This is a genomic window from Pseudomonas sp. Y39-6, assembly GCF_023651955.1.
In the GTDB taxonomy this organism is placed as follows: domain Bacteria; phylum Pseudomonadota; class Gammaproteobacteria; order Pseudomonadales; family Pseudomonadaceae; genus Aquipseudomonas; species Aquipseudomonas veronii.
In genome coordinates this window covers 6,750,806-6,769,799 of record NZ_CP069594.1, presented here as the reverse complement: position 1 = coordinate 6,769,799, position 18,994 = coordinate 6,750,806, and the positions used below count along the sequence as shown (strand labels likewise).

Here is an 18,994-nt window from a genome sequence, read left to right as displayed (position 1 = left end):
TTACATTCAGAAGCGTAGGAGGTTTAGAGGGGAAACGGTTTTTGGCGTCAGAATTTTATCCGGTTCGCGGCAATGCCCTCGGAATCCGCCGCGGCGGACTCCATGGGCAGTATCCGGAATCAGGCAGCTTCTTTGGTTGCGGCGGTGGTCAGGATGGTCAGCAGGGTTTGGGCTTGTTCTGCAGCGTCCCGGCCAAGGCTGGTCAGGTAACCGCCGTCCGGTTGGTCGATCAGTTTTTTCTCGAACAAGCGTTTGGCGGCGGCGATAGCAGTCGGTGCGGCAGTCTGATGGACTTTCAGACCTTCCTGGGAGCTGTCCAGGTTGAAGAGTGCAAGGATTTCCAGTTCGGCAACCAACTCAGGGGTATACGACATAGGGACTCCAGACTTTCTAAGAATTTGTTAGAGGCTAGCAGGCCCTAAGGTGAACGTACTTTGGCGGGCTGTCCAGTGGGAAACTCGCGGCTGTTGATATGGCGCAGTGTTGTGGCGAGGAAGCAGGCTTCCCGGCCACACGGGCGCTCGCTTCAGGCGTTTTCAGGCGGCAACTCGGGCAGTGCGCGCAAGGCTGATTCATACCATTGGGTATCGAAGGCGCGGTCTTCGTCGAGCATCTTGTCGATTTCCACCGCCAGCACATGGGCCATCATGTTCAAAATCACTTCGCGCTCGTAACCCACCAGCGTCAGCTTGTTGAACGTGGCCTTGGCGGCGGGCGGATTGTCGCTTTCGATCTGGTTTTCGATGGCCTGGGTCAGCGTGCTTTCGGTGAACGCTTCTTCGTCGTTGTCGATATCGGTCGGCTCGCTCATGGCAGGCTCCTCAAGAAAAGGGCGCCAGTCTACCCCCATTCAGGCAGGTGATGCTGCTAGCCAGGTTGGTCGGGCGGATCTATAACTCATGCAGCCAACCCCGCACATGGCCTGGAGGCTTTGCGATGCTGAAGCTCTACGGATTTTCGGTCAGCAATTACTACAACATGGTCAAGCTGGCGCTCTTGGAGAAAGGCCTGGCATTCGAAGAGGTGCCTTTTTTTGCCGGGCAAACACCCGCCGCCCTGGCGATCAGCCCGCGGGGCAAGGTGCCGGTGCTGGGTGTCAAACAGGGCTTTATCAACGAAACCAGCGTGATCCTCGAATACATCGAGCAAACCCAGGAAGGCCCCTCGCTGCTGCCGGCCGAACCGTTTCAGCGCGCTCAGGTGCTGACATTGTGCAGGGAAATCGAGCTGTACATCGAGCTGCCCGCCCGCGCGTGTTTCGCCGAAGCGTATTTCGGCATGCCGGTGCCGGAGGCGATCAAGGACAAAGCCCGGGCCGAGTTGCTGCTGGGGGTGGGGACGTTAGGTCGGCACGGCAAGTTCGCGCCTTACGTAGCGGGGGAGAGCTTTACGATTGCCGATCTGTATTTCATGTACAGCCTGAACCTCGCCTGCGGCGTGGCCGAGAAGCTGTTCGGCCTGGACCTGTTGGCTGAATTGCCGACGGCCAAGGCATTGCTGGAGCGTTTGCACGCCATGCCTAACGCCCTGAAGGTGGCGGCGGACAGGGAAGCGGCGATGCCGGCGTTCATGGCGATGGTGGCGGCGAAGAAGTGATCAATGTGGGAGGGAGCAAGCCCCCTCCCACATTTTCGACCTAGCGGCTGGCGAGCAGGACCTGACCGCGCACGACGGCGGCCTTGACCTGGGCCGGTGCGGTACCGCCCACGTGGTTGCGCGCATTCACCGAACCTTCCAGGGTCAGCACGGCAAACACGTCCTGCTCGATCTGGTCGCTGAACTGGCGCAGTTCTTCCAGGCTCATTTCCGCCAGGTCCTTGCCGCTTTCCACGCCGTACTTCACGGCATGGCCGACGATTTCGTGGCAGTCGCGGAACGGCAGGCCACGGCGCACAAGGTAGTCCGCCAGGTCGGTCGCGGTGGAGAACCCACGTAGCGCCGCTTCACGCATGATCGCGTGCTTGGGCTTGATCGCCGGGATCATGTCGGCAAATGCACGCAGCGAATCGCGCAGGGTGTCGGCGGCGTCGAACAGCGGTTCCTTGTCTTCCTGGTTGTCCTTGTTGTAGGCCAGGGGTTGGCCTTTCATCAGGGTCAGCAGGCCCATCAGCGCGCCGAATACGCGGCCGCTCTTGCCACGTACCAGCTCCGGCACGTCGGGGTTTTTCTTTTGCGGCATGATCGAGCTGCCGGTGCAGAAGCGGTCGGGCAGGTCGATGAACTGGAATTGCGCGCTGGTCCATAGCACCAGTTCTTCGGAGAAGCGCGACAGGTGCATCATCGCGATACTGGCGGCGGCGCAGAATTCGATGGCGAAGTCGCGGTCCGACACGCCGTCCAGGGAGTTGCCGCCCACGGCGTCAAAACCCAGCAGTTGTGCGGTGTACTCGCGGTCGATCGGGTAGGTGGTGCCCGCCAGCGCGGCGCTGCCCAACGGCATGCGGTTGGCGCGCTTGCGGCAGTCCACCAGGCGCTCGTAGTCGCGGCTGAGCATTTCGAACCAGGCCAGCAGGTGGTGGCCGAAGGTTACCGGCTGTGCGGTCTGCAGGTGGGTGAAGCCGGGCATGATGGTGTCCGATTCACGCTCGGCCTGTTCCAGCAAACCTTTTTGCAGGCGGGTGATTTCGGCCAGGATCAGGTCGATTTCGTCACGCAGCCACAGGCGGATATCGGTGGCCACCTGGTCGTTACGGCTGCGCCCGGTGTGCAGTTTCTTGCCGGTCACGCCGATGCGATCGGTGAGGCGGGCTTCGATGTTCATGTGCACGTCTTCCAGGTCGACGCGCCAGTCGAACGTGCCGGCTTCGATCTCACCGCGGATGGTGGTCAGGCCGTCGATGATGCTGTCGCGCTCGGCGTCGGTCAGCACGCCGACCTTGGCCAGCATCGTGGCGTGGGCGATCGAGCCCATGATGTCGTGGCGGTACAGGCGCTGGTCGAAGGTGACGGAGGCGGTGAAGCGGGCGACGAAGGCGTCGACGGGTTCACTGAAGCGGCCGCCCCAGGACTGGTTGGTCTTGTCGGTGCTCATGGATTCGCTCGTGATCTGCTTAAAAGAGGCGTGGAGGTGTGCCGACGATAATAACAGGGTTGCCCGTGGAGGCGGTGCTGCGGGTGGTCGGCATTTTATTTGTGCCAAGCATGGCTAAGTGCCTTGCCGCCGACCGCGTCCGGGAAGAGACTGGGCAGAGGTGCTTATTGAAACGATATTTGACGAATGAGCAATGTCGTCTCGGCGAGCGTCTACAGTTGGACTAATAGTGTGTGAATGCACCAAAGTCAGGTGATGCGGTCATAACCCTGACTACCATTAAACAAGGGGGGTATTCGGATTGTGTATCAGCAAACCCTACGACGATGCCCAAGGGCGGCAGGTTTTGGGCGCTATTGAACAGGTCCGGATAAATATGAGTGCCACTCTCAGGGCACTTTTTGCCGCTCGCGCTAGTCTTAGCGTGGATCGCTGTGACGCAAGTCACCGCACCTGTCTACGCTATCCTTGTGCGAGACTCACGCAGGAATCCAGCGCAATATGAATGTCCTGATCGTTGATGACGAACCCCAAGCCCGCGAGCGACTGAGCCGTCTGCTCAGCGAACTCGAGGGTTATACAGTCCTTGAACCGAGCGCCAGCACGGGTGAGGAGGCGTTGACGTTGATCGACAGCCTCAAGCCGGATGTGGTGCTGCTCGACATCCGCATGCCGGGCCTGGATGGCCTGCAAGTCGCCGCCCGCCTGAGCGAGCGCGAATCGCCGCCGGCCGTGGTGTTGTGTGCCGCCGAGGAAGAATTCCCTGCCGAAACCCTGGAAGCCAGCGGTGTCAGCTTCCTGGCCAAGCCGGTGACTGCCGAGGTGTTGCTCAAGGCGTTGAAAAAAGCCGAGCGCCCCAATCGCGTCCAGCTCGCCGCCCTGACCCAGCCCGCCGCCCAGAGCGGTAACGGGCCGCGCAGCCATATCAGCGCGCGCACCCGTAAGGGTATCGAACTGATCCCGCTGAGCCAGGTGATCTACTTCATCGCCGATCACAAGTACGTGACCCTGCGTCACGAGTCTGGCGAAGTGCTGCTCGATGAGCCGCTCAAGGCCCTTGAGGATGAATTCGGCGACCGTTTCGTGCGTATCCACCGCAACGCGCTGGTGGCCCGCGAGCGCATCGAGCGCCTGCAACGCACGCCCCTGGGGCACTTTCAGTTGTTCCTGAAAGGGCTTAACGGCGATGCTTTGATCGTCAGCCGCCGCCATGTCGCCGGCGTGCGCAAGATGATGCAGCAGCTTTAGTCCAAGGGCTGCAGCGCGCTCTATCGTCGTGATCCCGGTGCGCTGTGGCCAGGGAGGCCCCGCACTTGCTGATTCAAATCAAAGCGAATTTGCCTGAGCTGTTATTATCTGCCGTATCTATTCAGTACGGATTGATCCATGTCCTCTCGCGAAATCCGCATCGCCACCCGTAAAAGCGCCCTGGCCTTGTGGCAGGCCGAATACGTCAAAGCACGTCTCGAGCAGGCCCACCCTGGGCTCCAGGTATCCTTGGTGCCCATGGTCAGTCGCGGCGACAAACTGCTCGACTCGCCGCTGTCGAAGATCGGCGGCAAGGGTCTGTTCGTCAAGGAACTGGAAACCGCGCTGCTGGAAAACGAAGCCGACATCGCCGTGCATTCGATGAAAGACGTGCCCATGGACTTCCCCGAAGGCCTGGGCCTGTTTTGCATCTGCGAGCGCGAAGACCCGCGCGATGCCTTTGTGTCCAATACCTACGCGTCCCTGGATGAGCTGCCGTTGGGCAGCATCGTCGGCACTTCCAGCCTGCGTCGTCAGGCCCAGTTGCTGACGCGTCGCCCGGATTTGCAGATCCGCTTCCTGCGCGGCAACGTCAACACGCGTCTGGCCAAGCTCGATGCCGGTGAATATGACGCGATCATCCTCGCGGCGGCCGGTTTGATCCGGCTCGGCTTCGAAGACCGCATCACCTCGGTCATCAGCGTCGAAGACAGCTTGCCTGCCGGCGGGCAGGGCGCAGTGGGCATCGAATGTCGCACCGCCGACAGTGAAATCCACGCCTTGCTCAAACCGCTCGACCACCACGACACCGACGTCCGTGTCACCGCCGAACGCGCCCTGAACAAACACCTCAATGGTGGCTGCCAGGTGCCAATCGCCTGCTATGCGGTGCTCGAAGGCGAAAACCTGTGGCTGCGTGGCCTGGTGGGCGACCCGGAAGGCGGCAACTTGATCACCGCGCAAGTGCGCGGGCCGCAGCGTGATGCGACGGCGCTGGGGATCCAGGTCGCCGAAGAGCTGCTGGACCAGGGCGCCGGTGCCATCCTGCAAAAAGTCTACGGCGAGGCCGGCCCGCAGTGACCGATTGGCGTGTGCTGCTGACGCGGCCTGCCGAGGAGTCTGCGCTGTTGGCGGCGTCGTTGTCGGATGTCGGGATTTTCAGCAGCAGCCTGCCGTTGCTGGAGATCGAAGCCTTGCCGGTCACGCCTGAGCAGCAGGCGGTCTGGGCTGACCTGGGCCGCTATTGCGCGGTAATTGTGGTCAGCAAACCGGCGGCGCGCCTTGGCGTGCAACGCCTGGAGCGACACTGGCCGCGGTTGCCGTGGTTCAGCGTGGGTGCCGCCACCGCCCAGGTACTGGCCGATCAGGGCCTGGACGTTCATTATCCGCCCAGCGGCGACGACAGCGAGGCCTTGCTGGCCTTGCCCGCCTTGCGCGAGGCCATTGCGCGCACCGATGCGCGGGTGCTGATCCTGCGCGGCGAGGGCGGGCGAGAGCTGCTGGCGGAGCGTTTGCGCGAGCAAGGTGCTAGTGTCGACTATCTGGAGTTGTATCGCCGTTTCCTTCCGGCCTACGACCCGGGTGTACTGATGCAGCGCATCCAGTTGGAACGCTTGAACGGCCTGGTGGTCAGCAGTGGGCAGGGTTTTTTGCACCTGCAGGCCCTGGCCGGTTCGGATTGGCCACAGGTGGCCCGGCTGCCGTTGTTCGTGCCCAGCCCGCGAGTCTATGAGATGGCGCGGGCGGCTGGCGCAGAAAAAGTTGTGGATTGTCGCGGCGCGAGTGCCGCGGCTTTGTTAGTGGCGTTACGGAGCCATTCCGTTCCCACTCTCTGATACGCAAAGGATGGATACGTGAGCGAAACAGCCTTGCCTAAAGATGAAGCTCAGCCCGCGCTCGATGCGCCGGGCCAGACACCGGTCACCGCGCCGCGCCGTGGCAATGGCCTGGCAATCGTCGCCTTGCTGCTGGGTGCTGCGGGCGTTGCCGCCGGCGGGTGGGGGATCTGGCAGGTCCGCACCCTGCAAGCCAGCAACCAGCAACAGCTGAGCCAGGTAAAGAGCCTCGACGACCAGTCCCAGACCCTCAAGCAAAGCCAGCAACAGTTGGCTGCACGCCTGGCGCAATTGCCGGGCGCGGACGAACTGGAGGAGCGCCGCCGCTTGCTGGCCCAGTTGCAGGGCGACCAGCAGCGTTTGGGCCAGCGCCTGGAAACCGTGCTCGGGGCCAGCCGCAAGGACTGGCGCCTGGCGGAAGCCGAACACTTGATTCGTCTGGCGAGCCTGCGCTTGTCTGCCCTGCAGGACATCAACAGTGCGCAGTCGCTGGTCCAGGGCGCCGACGAGATTCTTCGCGAGCAGAGCGATCCGGGTTCCTACGCCGCGCGCGAGCAATTGGCCAAGAGCCTTGCCGCGTTGCGCAGTACCGAACAACCGGACCGTACCGGGCTCTACCTGCAATTGGCGGCCTTGCGCGATCAAGTCGTGCAACTGGCGGCGATTGCGCCGGAGTACCAGCTTCAGGAGCCGACATCCCATGGGCGTCCGACCACCGATACGGAAAACCGCTTGAGCCAATGGTGGGAGCAGCTCTCGCGTTACTTCCGCATCGACTTCAACCCCGATGACAACATTCGCCCACTGCTCGCCGGCCAAGGCCTGAACCAGGTGCGCCTGGCTCTGAGCCTGGCCCTCGAGCAGGCGCAATGGGCTGCGCTCAATGGCGAGGCGGCGGTGTACAGCCGTTCGCTGGGTGAAGCGCGCAGCGTGTTGCAGGACAACTTCAACCAGGACAACCCGCAGAGCAAAGCGATGCTCGCGCGTATCGCCGAGCTTGAGCCCAAGGCCGTCTCGGTCGTGACTCCGGACCTGGCCGCCAGCCTGGCCGCCGTGCAGGCATACCTTGAACGTCGTCACTTGCCTGCCGAAGAAGCCAAAGCTTCGGCCGGCACGCCGGCGAGCCAGGAGTAGAGCCGATGAAGCGTTTCTATGTGATCCTGGTGCTGGCGATCGCGGTCGCCCTGGCGCTGGCCGTGGGCATTTCGAAACACACCGGCTACGTGTTGATTACCTATCCCCATCTGCTGCATTACGAGTCGAGCCTGTGGGCTACCCTGGTGGCGGTATTTGTCATCGGCCTGGCGATCTACCTGATTCGTGTGCTGTTGAGCCTGTTGAGCACCTCGGGCGGCGTGGTCAACCCATGGTCGCGGCGTAACCGCAGCCGTCGCGTGCAGATCGCGATCGAGCACGGCCAGATGGACCTCGCCGAAGGCCGCTGGGCCAGTGCCGAACGCCACCTGCATCGTGCCGCCGAAGCCGAACGCCAGCCGCTGCTGTATTACCTTGGCGCGGCCCGGGCGGCAAACGAGCAAGGGCGATATGAAGAGTGCGACGGCCTGCTGGAGCGCGCCCTCGAGCGACAGCCCCAGGCCGAACTGGCGATTGCCTTGAGCCATGCGCAATTGCAGACGGACCGTGGCGACACCGACGGCGCGCTGACCACCTTGCAGGCCATGCACGAGCGTCATCCGCATAACGCCCAGGTGCTGCGCCAGTTGCAACGCTTGCATCAGCAGCGGGGCGATTGGTCGTCGGTGATTCGTCTGTTGCCTGAGCTGCGCAAGGACAAAGTATTGCCGGCCGGCGAATTGGCCGAGCTGGAGCGCCGCGCCTGGGGTGAAAACCTGAGCCTGGCCGCCCAGCGTGAAGAGCAGGGCGAAGCGGGGTTGCAGGCGCTTGAGCGCGCCTGGCAGCAACTGACGTCCGCCCAGCGCCAGGAGCCGCCGTTGGTGCTGGCCTACGCCGAGCAACTGCGCCAGCTGGGCGCCGATGCCAAGGCCGAAGAGGTGCTGCGCGGCGCGCTCAAGCGTGCGTATGACAGCCACCTGATCCGCCTGTATGGCCTGTTGCGCGGCAGTGACCCGGCCCGTCAGTTGAAGTTTGCCGAAGGCTGGCTCAAGGATCATCCCGGTGATGCCAGCTTGCTGTTGACCCTCGGGCGCCTGTGCCTGCAAAACAGTCTGTGGGGCAAGGCGCGGGACTATCTGGAAAGCAGCCTGCAGGTGCAGCGTAACCCCGAGGCGTGTGCCGAACTGGCACGCCTGCTGGCCCAGTTGGGTGACACCGAGCGCAGCAACCAGCTGTTCCAGGAAGGCCTGGGCCTGCTGGACAACCGTCTGCTCGCCTCACCGTTGCCCGCGCCGGTGCGGGGTTGAAGCAGGAACAGGTACGAGGGTTGGCTCGGATGCATCCGACAGCCAACCCTTGGGTTCTGTGTAAAGACTCGATTTAACTGGGTTCGTAATACATTCCTACGTTGCGTCAGGTTATGTCCTCCAAGCTCTGGCGGGATGTCCCTACGTTTTAACGGAATCGTCTGCTCTAACGCGTATTGAAAGGGGTCAGGCCTTTCCTCTACCGTAACGGCCTATCTCTCGCGGTACGGATAAACAATGTCTTTGGCCCCCTCACGCTCCTTGTTTTTCCTGGCGTTCATGGCCGGTGCGCTGACGTTGGGTGCGTCTTTCTACCTGGAATATGGCGCGCTGCTGCGGCCCTGCTTTCTGTGCCAGGTTCAGCGGTTATTCCTCGCCACCTTTACGTTGATCAACCTGGTCGCGGCTGTTCATAACCCCAAGCGCTACGGCATCTATGGGTACGGGTTGGTGAGCATGGGCTGTGCCGCGCTAGGCGCAATTACCGCAGTGCGCCAGGTGTTGCTGCAGAACACTGCGTCTGATCAGGCTGGCGATTGTTGGCCCAGTTTGCAGTACATGCTCGAAAACCTGTCGTTCTCGCAGGCGCTGCGCTCGATCTTCAACGGTACCGTCGACTGCGTGGAAATCACCTGGACCCTGTTCGATTTGAGCCTCCCGGAGTGGAGTCTGTTGTTTTTCGTGGCGATGTTGATCCTGGGTTTCATGCAGTTTTCACGGCTGATATTCAGCCAACGCTTGCGCCTGTCGACACGCTGAAAAGTGGTCGCAAGTTGTAGGACGGGATTAAACACTTGTATGAACTTTCTCTCCTGCGTACCTTGAAGCCATAGTCATGCGGGCATAATCTGGCCCGCATGCGTTATTGAAACCGTTGTCAGATGCGGCTTTGTCCGGCTGCCGCTTTATCTTTGAAGTATTGCGCGGGCACACAGCGGCAGCGCCCCCTATAGGGAAGAGAGATCATCATGCTGGAAAGTTGTCAGAATGCTCAGGAACGCTGGGGTGGGGTGCACAAGCTGATCGACAGCTGGTTGAAGGCACGCCACGAACTGGTTCGGGCGTTTGATGCTCTCGGCGAGAAGCCCGAAGCATTAGCGATGAATCGCAAGCCGCTGCAGGCGTTTTGCGGTGTCTTGGTGGACTACGTGTCTGCCGGTCATTTCGGCGTCTACGAACAGTTGACCAAGGAGGCGGAAGCCTTCGACGATCAGCGTGGTCTTGAATTGGCCGAGACCCTCTACCCACGCATCGATGTGATCACCGAGAAGCTGCTGGCGTTCAATGACCTGTGTGATGCCGGCAAGTGTGTTGCCGAGAAATTCAAAGAGCTGGGCGGCCTGCTCCATGAGCGTTTCGAGTTGGAGGATTGCCTGATCGAAGTGCTGCACAATGCTCACCGGGATGTGGCTGTCGCCCCGGCCTGACCGTTGCTGATGAGATAAAAAAACGGTGCGTATGACGCGCCGTTTTTTATTGGATCAATGTCGGGTGCCGAGCAATTCGATCTCGAATACCAGAGGCGTGTAAGGCGGGATCAACGTGCCAGCACCGTCGGCGCCATAGGCCTGTGCCGATGGAATCACCAGGCGCCACTTCGCGCCCACCGGCATCTGTTGCAGCGCACTGCTCCAGCCGCTGATCACACTGTCCAGACGAAACCATTGCGCCTGGGTGCTTTGATCGAACACCGTCCCATCGGGCAATCGCCCCACGTATTTCACCTGAACCTCATCACTGGCCAACGGCTTGTTGCCGCTGCCGGGCGTGAGTTCCGTGAGCAGAACGCCATCGGCCAATTCGCGCACGCCGCTCGCGGCTTTTTCCTGGGTCAAAAACTGCTGTTCGGCCGTCAGTGCTTTTTCACTTTGCGGTACCTGAGCATCGGCTTCGTCCTGCGCTTCATGCTGCGCCAGGAGTTGTTCGATGCGCGCGTTATCCAGTGCCAGCGGTTTACCTTGATAGGCTTGCTTGAGGCCCTCGATCAACGCCTGGATCTGCAGGTCGGGGACTTCCTGGCGCAGCCGCTCACCGAGGCTGGCGCCCAGGCTGTACGCGAGGTCGTGCGCGTCCGGGGCAGTGGTTTTGGATGACGCTGGCTCGCTTGCATTGGCCACGGAAATCGCCAAACCAAGCGCAAGAAAAAGGTAACGCGACATGGGTCTTCTCCAGCCGAAAGTGCGACGGATTATGCCAGTGTGAGAGGGTAAAAAGTGGCGTGGTTTTTCGTTATATCGATAAGATTTTTCGCACGGTGCAACGCAAGGCAAACGATACTGTCAACATGCCCTAGCGGCGGTAAGAGCAGAGGGCTAGTATGAGCCGCACCCACGTCAGCCAGGAGGTAAACCATGTCGGCCAAACAGAAGCCTGTAAATACCCCGTTGCACTTACTCCAACAACTCTCGGGCAGTCTGCTCGAACATTTGGAAAGCGCGTGTTCCCAAGCCTTGGCTGATGCAGAAAAACTGCTCGCCAAGTTGGAAAAACAACGCGGTAAAGCGCAAGAAAAACTGCATAAGTCCCGCACCAAATTGCAAGACGCCGCCACTGCCGGCAAAGCCAAGGCTCAAGCCAAAGCCAAAGACGCAGTCAAAGAACTTGAGGACCTGCTGGACGCCCTCAAGGATCGCCAAGCCGAAACCCGCACCTACATTTCCCAACTCAAAAAAGATGCTCAAGAAAGCCTGAAACTGGCCCAGGGCGTTGGTCGTGTGAAGGAAGCTGTATCGAAAGTGCTGGGCGCTCGTACACCGGCAAAAGCCGTTGCCGCCAAAGCGCCGGCTAAGGCCGCCGCCAAGCCAGCTGCCAAGACTGTTGCTGCAAAACCAGCTGCCAAGCCAGTTGCCAAGACCGCTGCTGCAAAACCGGCCGCCAAGCCAGCTGCCAAAACGGCTGCTGCAAAACCAGCCGCCAAGCCAGTGGCTAAAGCCGTTGCTGCCAAACCAGCCGCCAAGCCAGCCGCTAAAGCCGCTGCTGTAAAACCGGCTGCCAAGCCAGCTGCCAAAACGGCCGCTGCCAAACCAGCCGCCAAGCCAGTGGCTAAAGCCGCTGCTGCAAAACCCGCTGCCAAACCAGTTGCTAAAGCCGCTGCTGCAAAACCGGCCGCCAAGCCAGTTGCCAAAACTGCTGCTGCAAAACCAGCTGCCAAGCCAGTGGCTAAAGCCGCTGCTGCCAAACCAGCTGCCAAGCCAGTGGTTAAAGCCGCTGCTGCCAAACCAGCTGCCAAGCCAGTGGTTAAAGCCGCTGCTGCAAAACCAGCCGCCAAGCCAGTGGCTAAAGCTGCTGCTGCAAAACCAGCACCGGCCAAGCCAGCCACCCCGGCAGCATCGGTTGCTACCCCAGCAGCGCCAAGCGCATCGACCAGCACCCCTGCGTCGGTCGCGCCAAGCAACAGCACTCCAACCAGCGCTTCCTAAGTGCCGGTGACTGCGACGCGCAGCTGCTGCAGCGCGTCGTGGTCAAGGTTGGCGGCTCCCTCAGCCGCCAGGCCTTCCAACCATCGTTGACCCATCGCCTCGCCTGTCAGCCATGTCGTTGCCAGCGTTTCCAGGCGCGCCAGCAACTCGCGTTCCGCGTCCAGCTCCAGGGCTTTGACCCGCTCCCGTAACGCCGCCAAGGGCGCATCCTGCTGCGCCACGGCCCGCCATTGCCGGCGTACCTGTCGCAACGGTTCAACCACCTGCGATTGCCAGGGCTCGGCGATATGCCTCAGCGCCAGCGCGCGTTCACGCGTCAGCGCCACGCCCCGCTGTTCCAGCCACGCCCCGCAGAGCAACAGGCACACATCCGCGCCTTGTTCCTGCACTCGCAGGCACGCAGCCTCGACGCCCGGGCGGGCGTAAGTCGAGAGGGCAAAGCTCCACAGGTCAGCGCACATATTCACACCCAAGCCAGCGGCCAACGAAGCTGGTAGACTCCGCCGCCATTATGATCCGACTTCAAAGCCTAACATTACAGCGTGGCCCGCAACGTCTTCTCGAAGACGCCGAGCTGACCCTGCACGCCGGTCACAAAGCCGGCCTGATCGGTGCCAACGGCGCCGGCAAATCCACGTTGTTCGCCCTGTTGCTGGGTGAGCTGACCCCGGACTCCGGGGACTGCTTGCTGCCGGCCGACTGGCGCATCGCCCATATGCGCCAGGAGATCGACACCCTGGACCGCATCGCGATCGACTACGTGCTCGATGGCGACCTGCGTCTGCGCCAGGTGCAACACGACCTGGCCGCGGCCGAGAAAGCCCAGGACGGCGCCGCTCAAGCCCGCCTGCACGCGGAACTGGACAGCGCTGACGGCTACACCGCCGACGCCCGTGCGCGCAAGATGCTCGCCGGCCTTGGCTTTACCAACGAACAGATGGACCGCCCGGTCGCCGACTTCTCCGGCGGCTGGCGCATGCGCCTGAACCTGGCCCAGGCACTGATGTGCCCCTCGGACCTGTTGCTGCTCGACGAACCGACCAACCACTTGGACCTCGATGCGATCCTGTGGCTGGAGGATTTCCTCAAGAGCTACCAGGGCACCTTGCTGCTGATTTCCCACGACCGGGATTTCCTCGACGCCGTGGTCGACAACATCGCCCACGTCGAACAGAAGAAAATCACCCTCTACCGTGGCGGCTACACCGCATTCGAACGCGCCCGCGCCGAACGCCTGGCCCAGCAACAGCAGGCGTTCGAGAAGCAGCAGGCGCAGCGCGCGCACATGGAAAGCTACATCGCCCGGTTCAAGGCCCAGGCCACCAAGGCCCGCCAGGCCCAGAGCCGGATCAAGGCGCTGGAGCGCATGGAAGAACTGTCGGCGGCCCACGTCGATTCGCCTTTCGATTTCGTGTTCCGCGAGTCGGTGAAGATCTCCAGCCCGTTGCTCGACCTGTCCGATGCCCGCCTGGGCTATGGCGAGAAAACCATCCTCGAGAAGGTCAAGCTGCAACTCACGCCGGGCGCGCGCATTGGCCTGCTCGGGCCGAACGGCGCGGGCAAGTCGACGCTGATCAAGAACCTGTCGGGCGAGCTGCAACCCCTGGCCGGGCGCCTGACCCGTGGCGAGAACCTGGTGGTCGGCTACTTCGCCCAGCATCAGTTGGACTCCCTGGACGCCAAGGCCAGCCCGTTGCTGCACCTGCAGCGCCTGGCGCCGACCGAACGCGAGCAGCCCCTGCGCGACTTCCTCGGCGGCTTCGACTTCCGTGGCGCGCGCATCGATGAGCCGGTGCTGAATTTCTCCGGCGGCGAAAAAGCCCGCCTGGCCCTGGCGTTGATCGCCTGGGACCGGCCGAACCTGTTGCTGCTCGACGAACCGACCAACCACCTCGACCTGGAAATGCGCCTGGCGCTGACCATGGCCTTGCAGGAGTTCAGCGGTGCGGTACTGGTGGTGTCTCACGATCGCCACTTGCTCAAGAGTACCACCGACAACTTCCTGCTGGTGGCCGACGGCAAAGTCGAAGAGTTCGACGGCGACCTCGACGACTACGCGCGCTGGCTGACGGAATACCGCCTGCGCAACGCGCCGACCAGCAACACCCCGGTCAACCCGGACAAAACCGACAAGAAGGCCCAGCGCCAGGCCGCTGCCGCCCTGCGTCAGCAGTTGGCGCCGCACAAGCGCGAAGCCGACAAGCTGGAAGCCGAGTTGGGCAAGGTCCACGAGCGCCTGGCCAAGATCGAAACCAGCCTGGGCGACAGTGCCGTGTACGAAGCCGCGCGCAAGGATGAACTGCGCGATCTGCTGGCCGAGCAGGCCAAGCTCAAGGTCCGTGAAGGGCAGTTGGAGGAAAGCTGGATGGAAGCCCTCGAACTGCTCGAAAGCCTGCAAGCGGAGCTGGAGGCGCTGTCCTGATGGACGCGCTGCAACTGCCGCTGCCGGCGCAATGGGTCGCCCCCGTGTGGATCGGCGTGCAAATCCTGCTGATCCTGCTGGCCGGCTACCTGACCCAGCGGTTTGTCGCCAAAGGCCTGACTCGCCTCGGCGAGCACTACCCCTTCCCGCCGCAGCTGTTGATGCCGCTGCGTGGCGGCTTGCGCTGGCTGATCATGGGCAGTGCGCTGATCTTCGTGCTGGAGCGCCTGGGCGTGTCCGCCACGGTGTTGTGGACCGCGCTGTCGGGGTTTGTCGCGGTGGCGGCGGTGGCGTTTTTCGCCATGTGGTCGGTGTTGTCCAACCTGTTGTGCGCGATCCTGATCTTCACCGTCGGGCCGTTCCGCCTCGGTGATGTGGTCGAGCTGGTGGACACCGTCGACAAGCCCGGCGTCAAAGGCCGGGTAGTGGCGATCAACCTGCTTTACACCACGCTGATCGAAGTGGAAGAGGCGGGGACCGGCGGCGTGACGGTGCAGGTGCCCAATAGCCTGTTCTTCCAACGCTCGGTGCGCCGCTGGCGCGACAGTGCTGTCCTCCCGGGCCAGCGCTAGCGTTCACATCTTGCAAAAAACTATAGCCAGCCTTCGGTCGGCAGCGTTAGCTTAAGGCACAACCGCAAACTCGCTGCTGAGGTGTGCAATGGCACTCGACACATGGCTGGCTTTTTTCCTCGCTAGTTGGATCATTTCCCTTTCTCCTGGCGCAGGCGCCATCGCCTCGATGTCCAGTGGCTTGCAATACGGTTTCCTGCGCGGTTACTGGAACGCCATCGGCCTGCAAATCGGCCTGGCGATGCAGATCGCCGTGGTCGCCGGCGGCTTGGGAGCCATTCTGGCGGCGTCGTCCACCGCGTTCTATGCGATCAAATGGTTTGGCGTGGCGTACCTGGTGTACCTGGCCGTCAAGCAATGGCGCGCGTTGCCCATGGACATGACCGATGACGCCGCAGTACGGCCGATCGGCAAGCCGATGGCGATGATGTTCCGTGGCTTTCTGGTCAACGCCAGCAACCCCAAAGCGTTGGTGTTCATGCTCGCGGTGCTGCCGCAGTTCGTGAACCCGCAGGCGCCGCTGCTGATCCAATACCTGATCCTCGGCGCGACGATGATCAGCGTCGATATGATCGTGATGGCGGGCTATACCGGCCTGGCGTCGAAAGTCTTGCGCCTGTTGCGCACGCCCAAGCAGCAAAAACGCATGAACCGCACGTTTGCCGGGTTGTTCGTGGGGGCTGCGGGCTTCCTCGCCAGCTTGCATCGCGCGACGGCTTGAACCCGGACCGGGCTGAAGAAACCGAATCGACAATGTGGGAGCGGGCTTGCTCGCGATAGTGGAGTGTCAGTCACCGAGTCAGTCGGCTGACCCACTGCTATCGCGAGCAAGCCCGCTCCCACATTGTTTTTGCGTTGCCTGTGCGCGTTGGGGGCAGCGCAGAATCGTCGGGCGTGGCGTCATTGCTACAGCTCAATCTGCTCTGTTACTCAAAATACAAATCACTTACACCTTGAGTCAAATCTCATAAAGCTCAACAATGTGTTACTTCGTATTTCCCTTTGAGATTCGTTCATGACTGCCCCCTTCCGTTTTCTCGCCTGGCTGCTATTGCCGGCGTTGATGTCGTGCAGCTTCAATCTGTTGGCCGCGCCTGCCGAGGGCGCCACGAAAGCCCTGCATTTGCTGGACTACATCGGCGCGGACTATCCGCCGACGGTAGCGGCGGGCAAGGTCGTCGATGAATCGGAATACCGTGAGCAGGTGGAATTTCTGGGGGTATTGCAGGGCCTGGTGGCTGAGCTGCCGTCCAAGCCCGAGCGCGCGGAATTGGTCAAAGGGGTCGATGAATTGGTCGCGGCCGTGACCGCTCGTCAGGATGGTGCCAGCGTGGCCCGCCAGTCCCGGCAGTTGGGCGCCAAGCTGGCGGCGGCGTATGAAGTCAGCCAGGCCCCGGCGATTACGCCCGACCCGACCCGCGGCGCACCACTGTATGCCCAGCACTGCTCGGTCTGCCACGGCACGGCCGGCGCCGGTGATGGCCCGGCGGGCGTCGGCATGACGCCGCCGCCAGCGAACCTGCAGAACGCGGAGCGCCTGGACCGCCTGAGCCTCTATGCGATCTACAACACGCTGGGCCTGGGTGTCGAAGGCACGGACATGCCGTCCTTCGCCGACCAACTGGACGACCGCCAGCGCTGGGACCTGGCCACCTACATCGCCGGCTTCACGGCCGACCCGGCTGCCGCGAAAAGCGCGCAACCGTTCAACCTCGCCGACCTGGCCCGCCAGACCCCCAATGAAGTGTTGGCCGCCAACGGCCCGGCCGCTGCTGCGACGTTCCGCGCCCAGCGTGCCCAGCCGCCGCAGGTCAAGCGCGGCCCGGCGCAGTTGCTCGACTACACCGCCGCGACCCTCGACAAGAGCCTTGCGGCGTTCCGCAGCGGTGACCATGAGCAAGCCTACGACCTGTCGGTAGCGGCGTATCTGGAAGGGTTCGAGCTGGTGGAAAGCTCCCTGGACAACGTCAACGCCAACGTGCGCAAAGACACCGAGAAGGCCCTGATGGCCTATCGGCAGTCGTTGCAGGACGGCTTGCCGCTCGAACAGGTGCAGCAGCGCCTGGATGCCGCCAAGGGCAAGCTCACCGAATCTGCCGGCTTGTTGGGTGGCGATGGCCTGAGCTGGTCGTTGAGCTTTATCTCAGGCTTGCTGATCCTGCTGCGCGAAGGTCTGGAAGCGATCCTGGTGCTGGCGGCGGTCCTCGCCTTCCTGCGTAACACCGGCCAGGAATCGGCGGTGCGCGGCGTCCATGTCGGCTGGGGCCTGGCCTTGTTGGCCGGCTTGGCCACCTGGGCGTTGGCCGCCTATGTGATCGATGTGAGCGGCGCCCAGCGCGAATTGCTCGAAGGTTGCACGGCGTTGTTTGCCAGTGTGATGGTGCTGTGGCTCGGCGTGTGGATGCATGACCGGCGCCACGCAGCGGCCTGGCAGGACTACATCAAGAGCAGCCTGGTGGGCGGCGGTGGCCGTTTCGGCTTCGCGCTGCTGGCGTTCTTCTCGGTGTACCGCGAGCTGTTCGAAGTGATCCTGTTCTATGAAACCCTGTGGTTGCAAGCCGGCCCGGCCGGGCACAACGCCGTGCTGGGGGGTGGCGCCACGGCGCTGGTGCTGTTGGTGGGCCTGGCGTGGGTGATCCTGCGCGGTTCGGCGAAGCTGCCATTGGCGCTGTTCTTCGGGATCAACGCGGCGCTGCTGTGTGCGTTGTCGGTGGTGTTCGCCGGGCACGGCGTGAAGGCGTTGCAGGAAGCCGGCATCTTCGGCACGCGGCCGGTGGCGTTCTTTGACTTCGACTGGCTGGGTATCCACGCCGATGCCTACTCGCTGAGTGCGCAGGTGGTGGCGATCCTGGCGATTATGGTGATGTATGGCCGCAGTCGGATCGCCGACAAGCGCCGGCTGGCGGCATAAGCATGCGCGTGTGGATCGACGCCGATGCCTGCCCGCGCGCGGCCAAGGACCAGGTGGTGAAGTTCGCCCTCAAGCGTCAGTTCGAGGTGGTGCTGGTGGCCGGGCAGAGCCAGATCAAGCCGGCCTTCGCCTGCGTTAAGCTGATCGTGGTGCCCAGCGGCCCGGACGCGGCGGATGACTACCTGGTGGAGCACGCGGTGCCCGGTGAACTGGTGATCTGCAGCGACGTGCCCCTGGCCGACCGCCTGGTGAAGAACGGCGTGACGGCCCTCGACCCGCGCGGCAAGGAATTCAGCCCGCAGAACATGAGTGAGCGGCTGGCGGTGCGTAACCTGTTCACCGATCTGCGCGAGCAAGGCCAGATGGGCGGTGGTCCACCGCCCCATGGGGAAAAGGACAAGCAAGCGTTCGCCAACGCACTCGACCGCCTGCTCACACGCTTGATGCGGGCCGGTTAATCGTTTTCGTGGGTCAACTCCAGCACCCGATCCACCAGCTTGTTGATGCCTGACGCAACTTCGCTGATGTTCTTGCCGAGCATATAGGCGGGAGTGCTGACCAGCTTGCGCGCGGTGTCTTCGACGATATCGTCCACCGCGCATGCCTGGTGGTGGGCGCCCATCTTGTCCAGCGCGGCGGCGGTGTCGGCATCGTTGCCGATGGTGCAGGTCACTCCCGGGCCATAGATCTTCGCGGCCAGGGCCGGCGAGATGCAGATCAGTCCCAGCGGCTTGCCCGCTTCGACAAAGGCTTCGGCCAGCGCCAATACCTGCGGGTTGAGGCTGCAACCGGCGCCTGCGCTGGCAAAGTTCGACAGGTTCTTCGCCGCGCCAAACCCGCCAGGCACGATCAGCGCGTCGAAATCCTCGGCGTTGGCTTCACGAATGTCTTTCACGTCGCCCCGGGCAATGCGGGCGGATTCCACCAGCACATTGCGCGACTCGGGCATTTCTTCGCCCGTGAGGTGGTTGATCACGTGCAACTGCGCGATGTCGGGTGCAAAGCATTGGACCTGAGCGCCGCGCTGATCCAGGCGCAGCAGGGTGATCACGCTTTCGTGGATTTCTGCACCGTCGTACACGCCACAGCCGGAAAGGATCACTGCAATCTTTTTGCTCATGGGCATTTCTCCTGATTCATGGCGTTAAATGTCTACTAATTTGTCATCTGTTGCC

General features: G+C 62.4%; 20 protein-coding genes. 14 read left to right on the top strand and 6 right to left on the bottom strand.

Going from position 1 to position 18,994, the window contains the following annotated elements; all coding sequences use genetic code 11:
- Positions 1-119: 119 nt before the first annotated feature.
- Positions 120-374, bottom strand: a complete 255-nt coding sequence (locus JN756_RS30975; protein WP_017845165.1) for a TIGR02647 family protein — start codon at positions 372-374, stop codon at positions 120-122.
- Positions 375-526: 152 nt separating this feature from the next.
- Positions 527-811 (bottom strand): hypothetical protein, encoded by a 285-nt coding sequence (locus JN756_RS30970; RefSeq protein ID WP_108524820.1) that lies wholly within the window; start codon positions 809-811, stop codon positions 527-529.
- A 125-nt stretch (positions 812-936) separates the two neighbouring features.
- Here JN756_RS30970 and JN756_RS30965 point away from each other — a divergent pair, with 125 nt between their 5' ends.
- Positions 937-1,596, top strand: coding sequence for a glutathione S-transferase family protein (locus JN756_RS30965; protein ID WP_046381668.1), 660 nt, complete (start codon positions 937-939; stop codon positions 1,594-1,596).
- Between the two features lie 40 nt (positions 1,597-1,636).
- Here the strand turns inward: JN756_RS30965 and argH are convergent, their stop codons facing one another.
- The gene (argH, locus tag JN756_RS30960) at positions 1,637-3,031 is read right to left on the bottom strand and encodes an argininosuccinate lyase (RefSeq protein WP_046381669.1); all 1,395 of its coding nucleotides are present in this window, start codon (positions 3,029-3,031) and stop codon (positions 1,637-1,639) included.
- A 501-nt stretch (positions 3,032-3,532) separates the two neighbouring features.
- Between argH and JN756_RS30955 the strand changes: the two genes are divergently transcribed.
- The 7 genes from JN756_RS30955 to JN756_RS30925 all read left to right on the top strand — a co-directional run bounded on the left by JN756_RS30955 (position 3,533) and on the right by JN756_RS30925 (position 9,922).
- Positions 3,533-4,279 (top strand): LytR/AlgR family response regulator transcription factor, encoded by a 747-nt coding sequence (locus tag JN756_RS30955; protein ID WP_046381670.1) that lies wholly within the window; start codon positions 3,533-3,535, stop codon positions 4,277-4,279.
- Between the two features lie 138 nt (positions 4,280-4,417).
- A complete protein-coding gene (gene hemC / locus JN756_RS30950; RefSeq protein ID WP_017845160.1) occupies positions 4,418-5,359 on the top strand; it encodes a hydroxymethylbilane synthase in 942 nt (313 codons plus the stop codon).
- Positions 5,356-6,114 carry a uroporphyrinogen-III synthase gene (locus tag JN756_RS30945; RefSeq protein WP_057004003.1) on the top strand — a complete coding sequence of 253 codons (759 nt, stop codon included), beginning with the start codon at positions 5,356-5,358 and terminating at the stop codon, positions 6,112-6,114. The genes hemC and JN756_RS30945 overlap by 4 nt, the downstream gene beginning before the upstream one ends.
- An 18-nt stretch (positions 6,115-6,132) precedes the next feature.
- Entirely contained in the window at positions 6,133-7,248 is a 1,116-nt protein-coding gene (locus JN756_RS30940; RefSeq protein ID WP_046381672.1) for a uroporphyrinogen-III C-methyltransferase, read from the top strand.
- Positions 7,249-7,253: 5 nt separating this feature from the next.
- Complete coding sequence (locus JN756_RS30935) at positions 7,254-8,495, top strand: heme biosynthesis protein HemY (RefSeq protein ID WP_017845157.1); 1,242 nt, start codon at positions 7,254-7,256, stop codon at positions 8,493-8,495.
- Positions 8,496-8,732: 237 nt separating this feature from the next.
- Positions 8,733-9,254, top strand: coding sequence for a disulfide bond formation protein B (locus JN756_RS30930; RefSeq protein WP_046381673.1), 522 nt, complete (start codon positions 8,733-8,735; stop codon positions 9,252-9,254).
- Between the two features lie 209 nt (positions 9,255-9,463).
- Positions 9,464-9,922 carry an Rsd/AlgQ family anti-sigma factor gene (locus JN756_RS30925; RefSeq protein WP_017845155.1) on the top strand — a complete coding sequence of 153 codons (459 nt, stop codon included), beginning with the start codon at positions 9,464-9,466 and terminating at the stop codon, positions 9,920-9,922.
- Positions 9,923-9,976: 54 nt separating this feature from the next.
- Here JN756_RS30925 and JN756_RS30920 read toward each other — a convergent pair whose 3' ends face one another.
- Positions 9,977-10,654 carry an FKBP-type peptidyl-prolyl cis-trans isomerase gene (locus JN756_RS30920; protein WP_046381674.1) on the bottom strand — a complete coding sequence of 226 codons (678 nt, stop codon included), beginning with the start codon at positions 10,652-10,654 and terminating at the stop codon, positions 9,977-9,979.
- A gap of 192 nt (positions 10,655-10,846) precedes the next feature.
- Here JN756_RS30920 and JN756_RS30915 point away from each other — a divergent pair, with 192 nt between their 5' ends.
- Positions 10,847-11,914, top strand: coding sequence for an AlgP family protein (locus tag JN756_RS30915; protein WP_128192382.1), 1,068 nt, complete (start codon positions 10,847-10,849; stop codon positions 11,912-11,914).
- On the opposite strand, the gene JN756_RS30910 is transcribed toward JN756_RS30915, so the two are convergent.
- Positions 11,911-12,375: a TIGR02444 family protein gene (locus JN756_RS30910; RefSeq protein WP_104904263.1), complete on the bottom strand. Its 465-nt coding sequence runs from the start codon at positions 12,373-12,375 to the stop codon at positions 11,911-11,913. The two genes, JN756_RS30915 and JN756_RS30910, sit on opposite strands and share 4 nt — an antisense overlap.
- 50 nt (positions 12,376-12,425) lie before the next feature.
- Between JN756_RS30910 and JN756_RS30905 the strand changes: the two genes are divergently transcribed.
- The 5 genes from JN756_RS30905 (at position 12,426) to JN756_RS30885 (ending at position 18,277) form a co-directional block, all read left to right on the top strand.
- A complete protein-coding gene (locus tag JN756_RS30905) occupies positions 12,426-14,336 on the top strand; it encodes an ATP-binding cassette domain-containing protein (RefSeq protein ID WP_017845151.1) in 1,911 nt (636 codons plus the stop codon).
- Positions 14,336-14,908, top strand: a complete 573-nt coding sequence (locus JN756_RS30900) for a mechanosensitive ion channel family protein (protein WP_046381676.1) — start codon at positions 14,336-14,338, stop codon at positions 14,906-14,908. The genes JN756_RS30905 and JN756_RS30900 overlap by 1 nt, the downstream gene beginning before the upstream one ends.
- An 88-nt stretch (positions 14,909-14,996) precedes the next feature.
- The gene (locus JN756_RS30895; protein WP_026139801.1) at positions 14,997-15,629 is read left to right on the top strand and encodes a LysE family transporter; all 633 of its coding nucleotides are present in this window, start codon (positions 14,997-14,999) and stop codon (positions 15,627-15,629) included.
- A 294-nt stretch (positions 15,630-15,923) separates the two neighbouring features.
- A complete protein-coding gene (locus JN756_RS30890) occupies positions 15,924-17,819 on the top strand; it encodes an FTR1 family protein (RefSeq protein ID WP_046381677.1) in 1,896 nt (631 codons plus the stop codon).
- Between the two features lie 2 nt (positions 17,820-17,821).
- Positions 17,822-18,277 (top strand): YaiI/YqxD family protein, encoded by a 456-nt coding sequence (locus JN756_RS30885; RefSeq protein WP_017845147.1) that lies wholly within the window; start codon positions 17,822-17,824, stop codon positions 18,275-18,277.
- Here the strand turns inward: JN756_RS30885 and elbB are convergent.
- Positions 18,274-18,939: an isoprenoid biosynthesis glyoxalase ElbB gene (gene elbB, locus JN756_RS30880; RefSeq protein WP_079444912.1), complete on the bottom strand. Its 666-nt coding sequence runs from the start codon at positions 18,937-18,939 to the stop codon at positions 18,274-18,276. The two genes, JN756_RS30885 and elbB, sit on opposite strands and share 4 nt — an antisense overlap.
- Between the last annotated feature and the right edge of the window lie 55 nt (positions 18,940-18,994).

Coding starts and splice junctions, on each gene's coding strand:
- JN756_RS30975 (WP_017845165.1), bottom strand. CDS start 374: ATGTCGTATACCCCTGAGTTGGTTGCCGAACTGGAAATCCTTGCACTC.
- JN756_RS30970 (WP_108524820.1), bottom strand. CDS start 811: ATGAGCGAGCCGACCGATATCGACAACGACGAAGAAGCGTTCACCGAA.
- JN756_RS30965 (WP_046381668.1), top strand. CDS start 937: ATGCTGAAGCTCTACGGATTTTCGGTCAGCAATTACTACAACATGGTC.
- argH (WP_046381669.1), bottom strand. CDS start 3,031: ATGAGCACCGACAAGACCAACCAGTCCTGGGGCGGCCGCTTCAGTGAA.
- JN756_RS30955 (WP_046381670.1), top strand. CDS start 3,533: ATGAATGTCCTGATCGTTGATGACGAACCCCAAGCCCGCGAGCGACTG.
- hemC (WP_017845160.1), top strand. CDS start 4,418: ATGTCCTCTCGCGAAATCCGCATCGCCACCCGTAAAAGCGCCCTGGCC.
- JN756_RS30935 (WP_017845157.1), top strand. CDS start 7,254: ATGAAGCGTTTCTATGTGATCCTGGTGCTGGCGATCGCGGTCGCCCTG.
- JN756_RS30930 (WP_046381673.1), top strand. CDS start 8,733: ATGTCTTTGGCCCCCTCACGCTCCTTGTTTTTCCTGGCGTTCATGGCC.
- JN756_RS30925 (WP_017845155.1), top strand. CDS start 9,464: ATGCTGGAAAGTTGTCAGAATGCTCAGGAACGCTGGGGTGGGGTGCAC.
- JN756_RS30920 (WP_046381674.1), bottom strand. CDS start 10,654: ATGTCGCGTTACCTTTTTCTTGCGCTTGGTTTGGCGATTTCCGTGGCC.
- JN756_RS30915 (WP_128192382.1), top strand. CDS start 10,847: ATGTCGGCCAAACAGAAGCCTGTAAATACCCCGTTGCACTTACTCCAA.
- JN756_RS30910 (WP_104904263.1), bottom strand. CDS start 12,375: ATGTGCGCTGACCTGTGGAGCTTTGCCCTCTCGACTTACGCCCGCCCG.
- JN756_RS30905 (WP_017845151.1), top strand. CDS start 12,426: ATGATCCGACTTCAAAGCCTAACATTACAGCGTGGCCCGCAACGTCTT.
- JN756_RS30900 (WP_046381676.1), top strand. CDS start 14,336: ATGGACGCGCTGCAACTGCCGCTGCCGGCGCAATGGGTCGCCCCCGTG.
- JN756_RS30895 (WP_026139801.1), top strand. CDS start 14,997: ATGGCACTCGACACATGGCTGGCTTTTTTCCTCGCTAGTTGGATCATT.
- JN756_RS30890 (WP_046381677.1), top strand. CDS start 15,924: ATGACTGCCCCCTTCCGTTTTCTCGCCTGGCTGCTATTGCCGGCGTTG.
- JN756_RS30885 (WP_017845147.1), top strand. CDS start 17,822: ATGCGCGTGTGGATCGACGCCGATGCCTGCCCGCGCGCGGCCAAGGAC.
- elbB (WP_079444912.1), bottom strand. CDS start 18,939: ATGAGCAAAAAGATTGCAGTGATCCTTTCCGGCTGTGGCGTGTACGAC.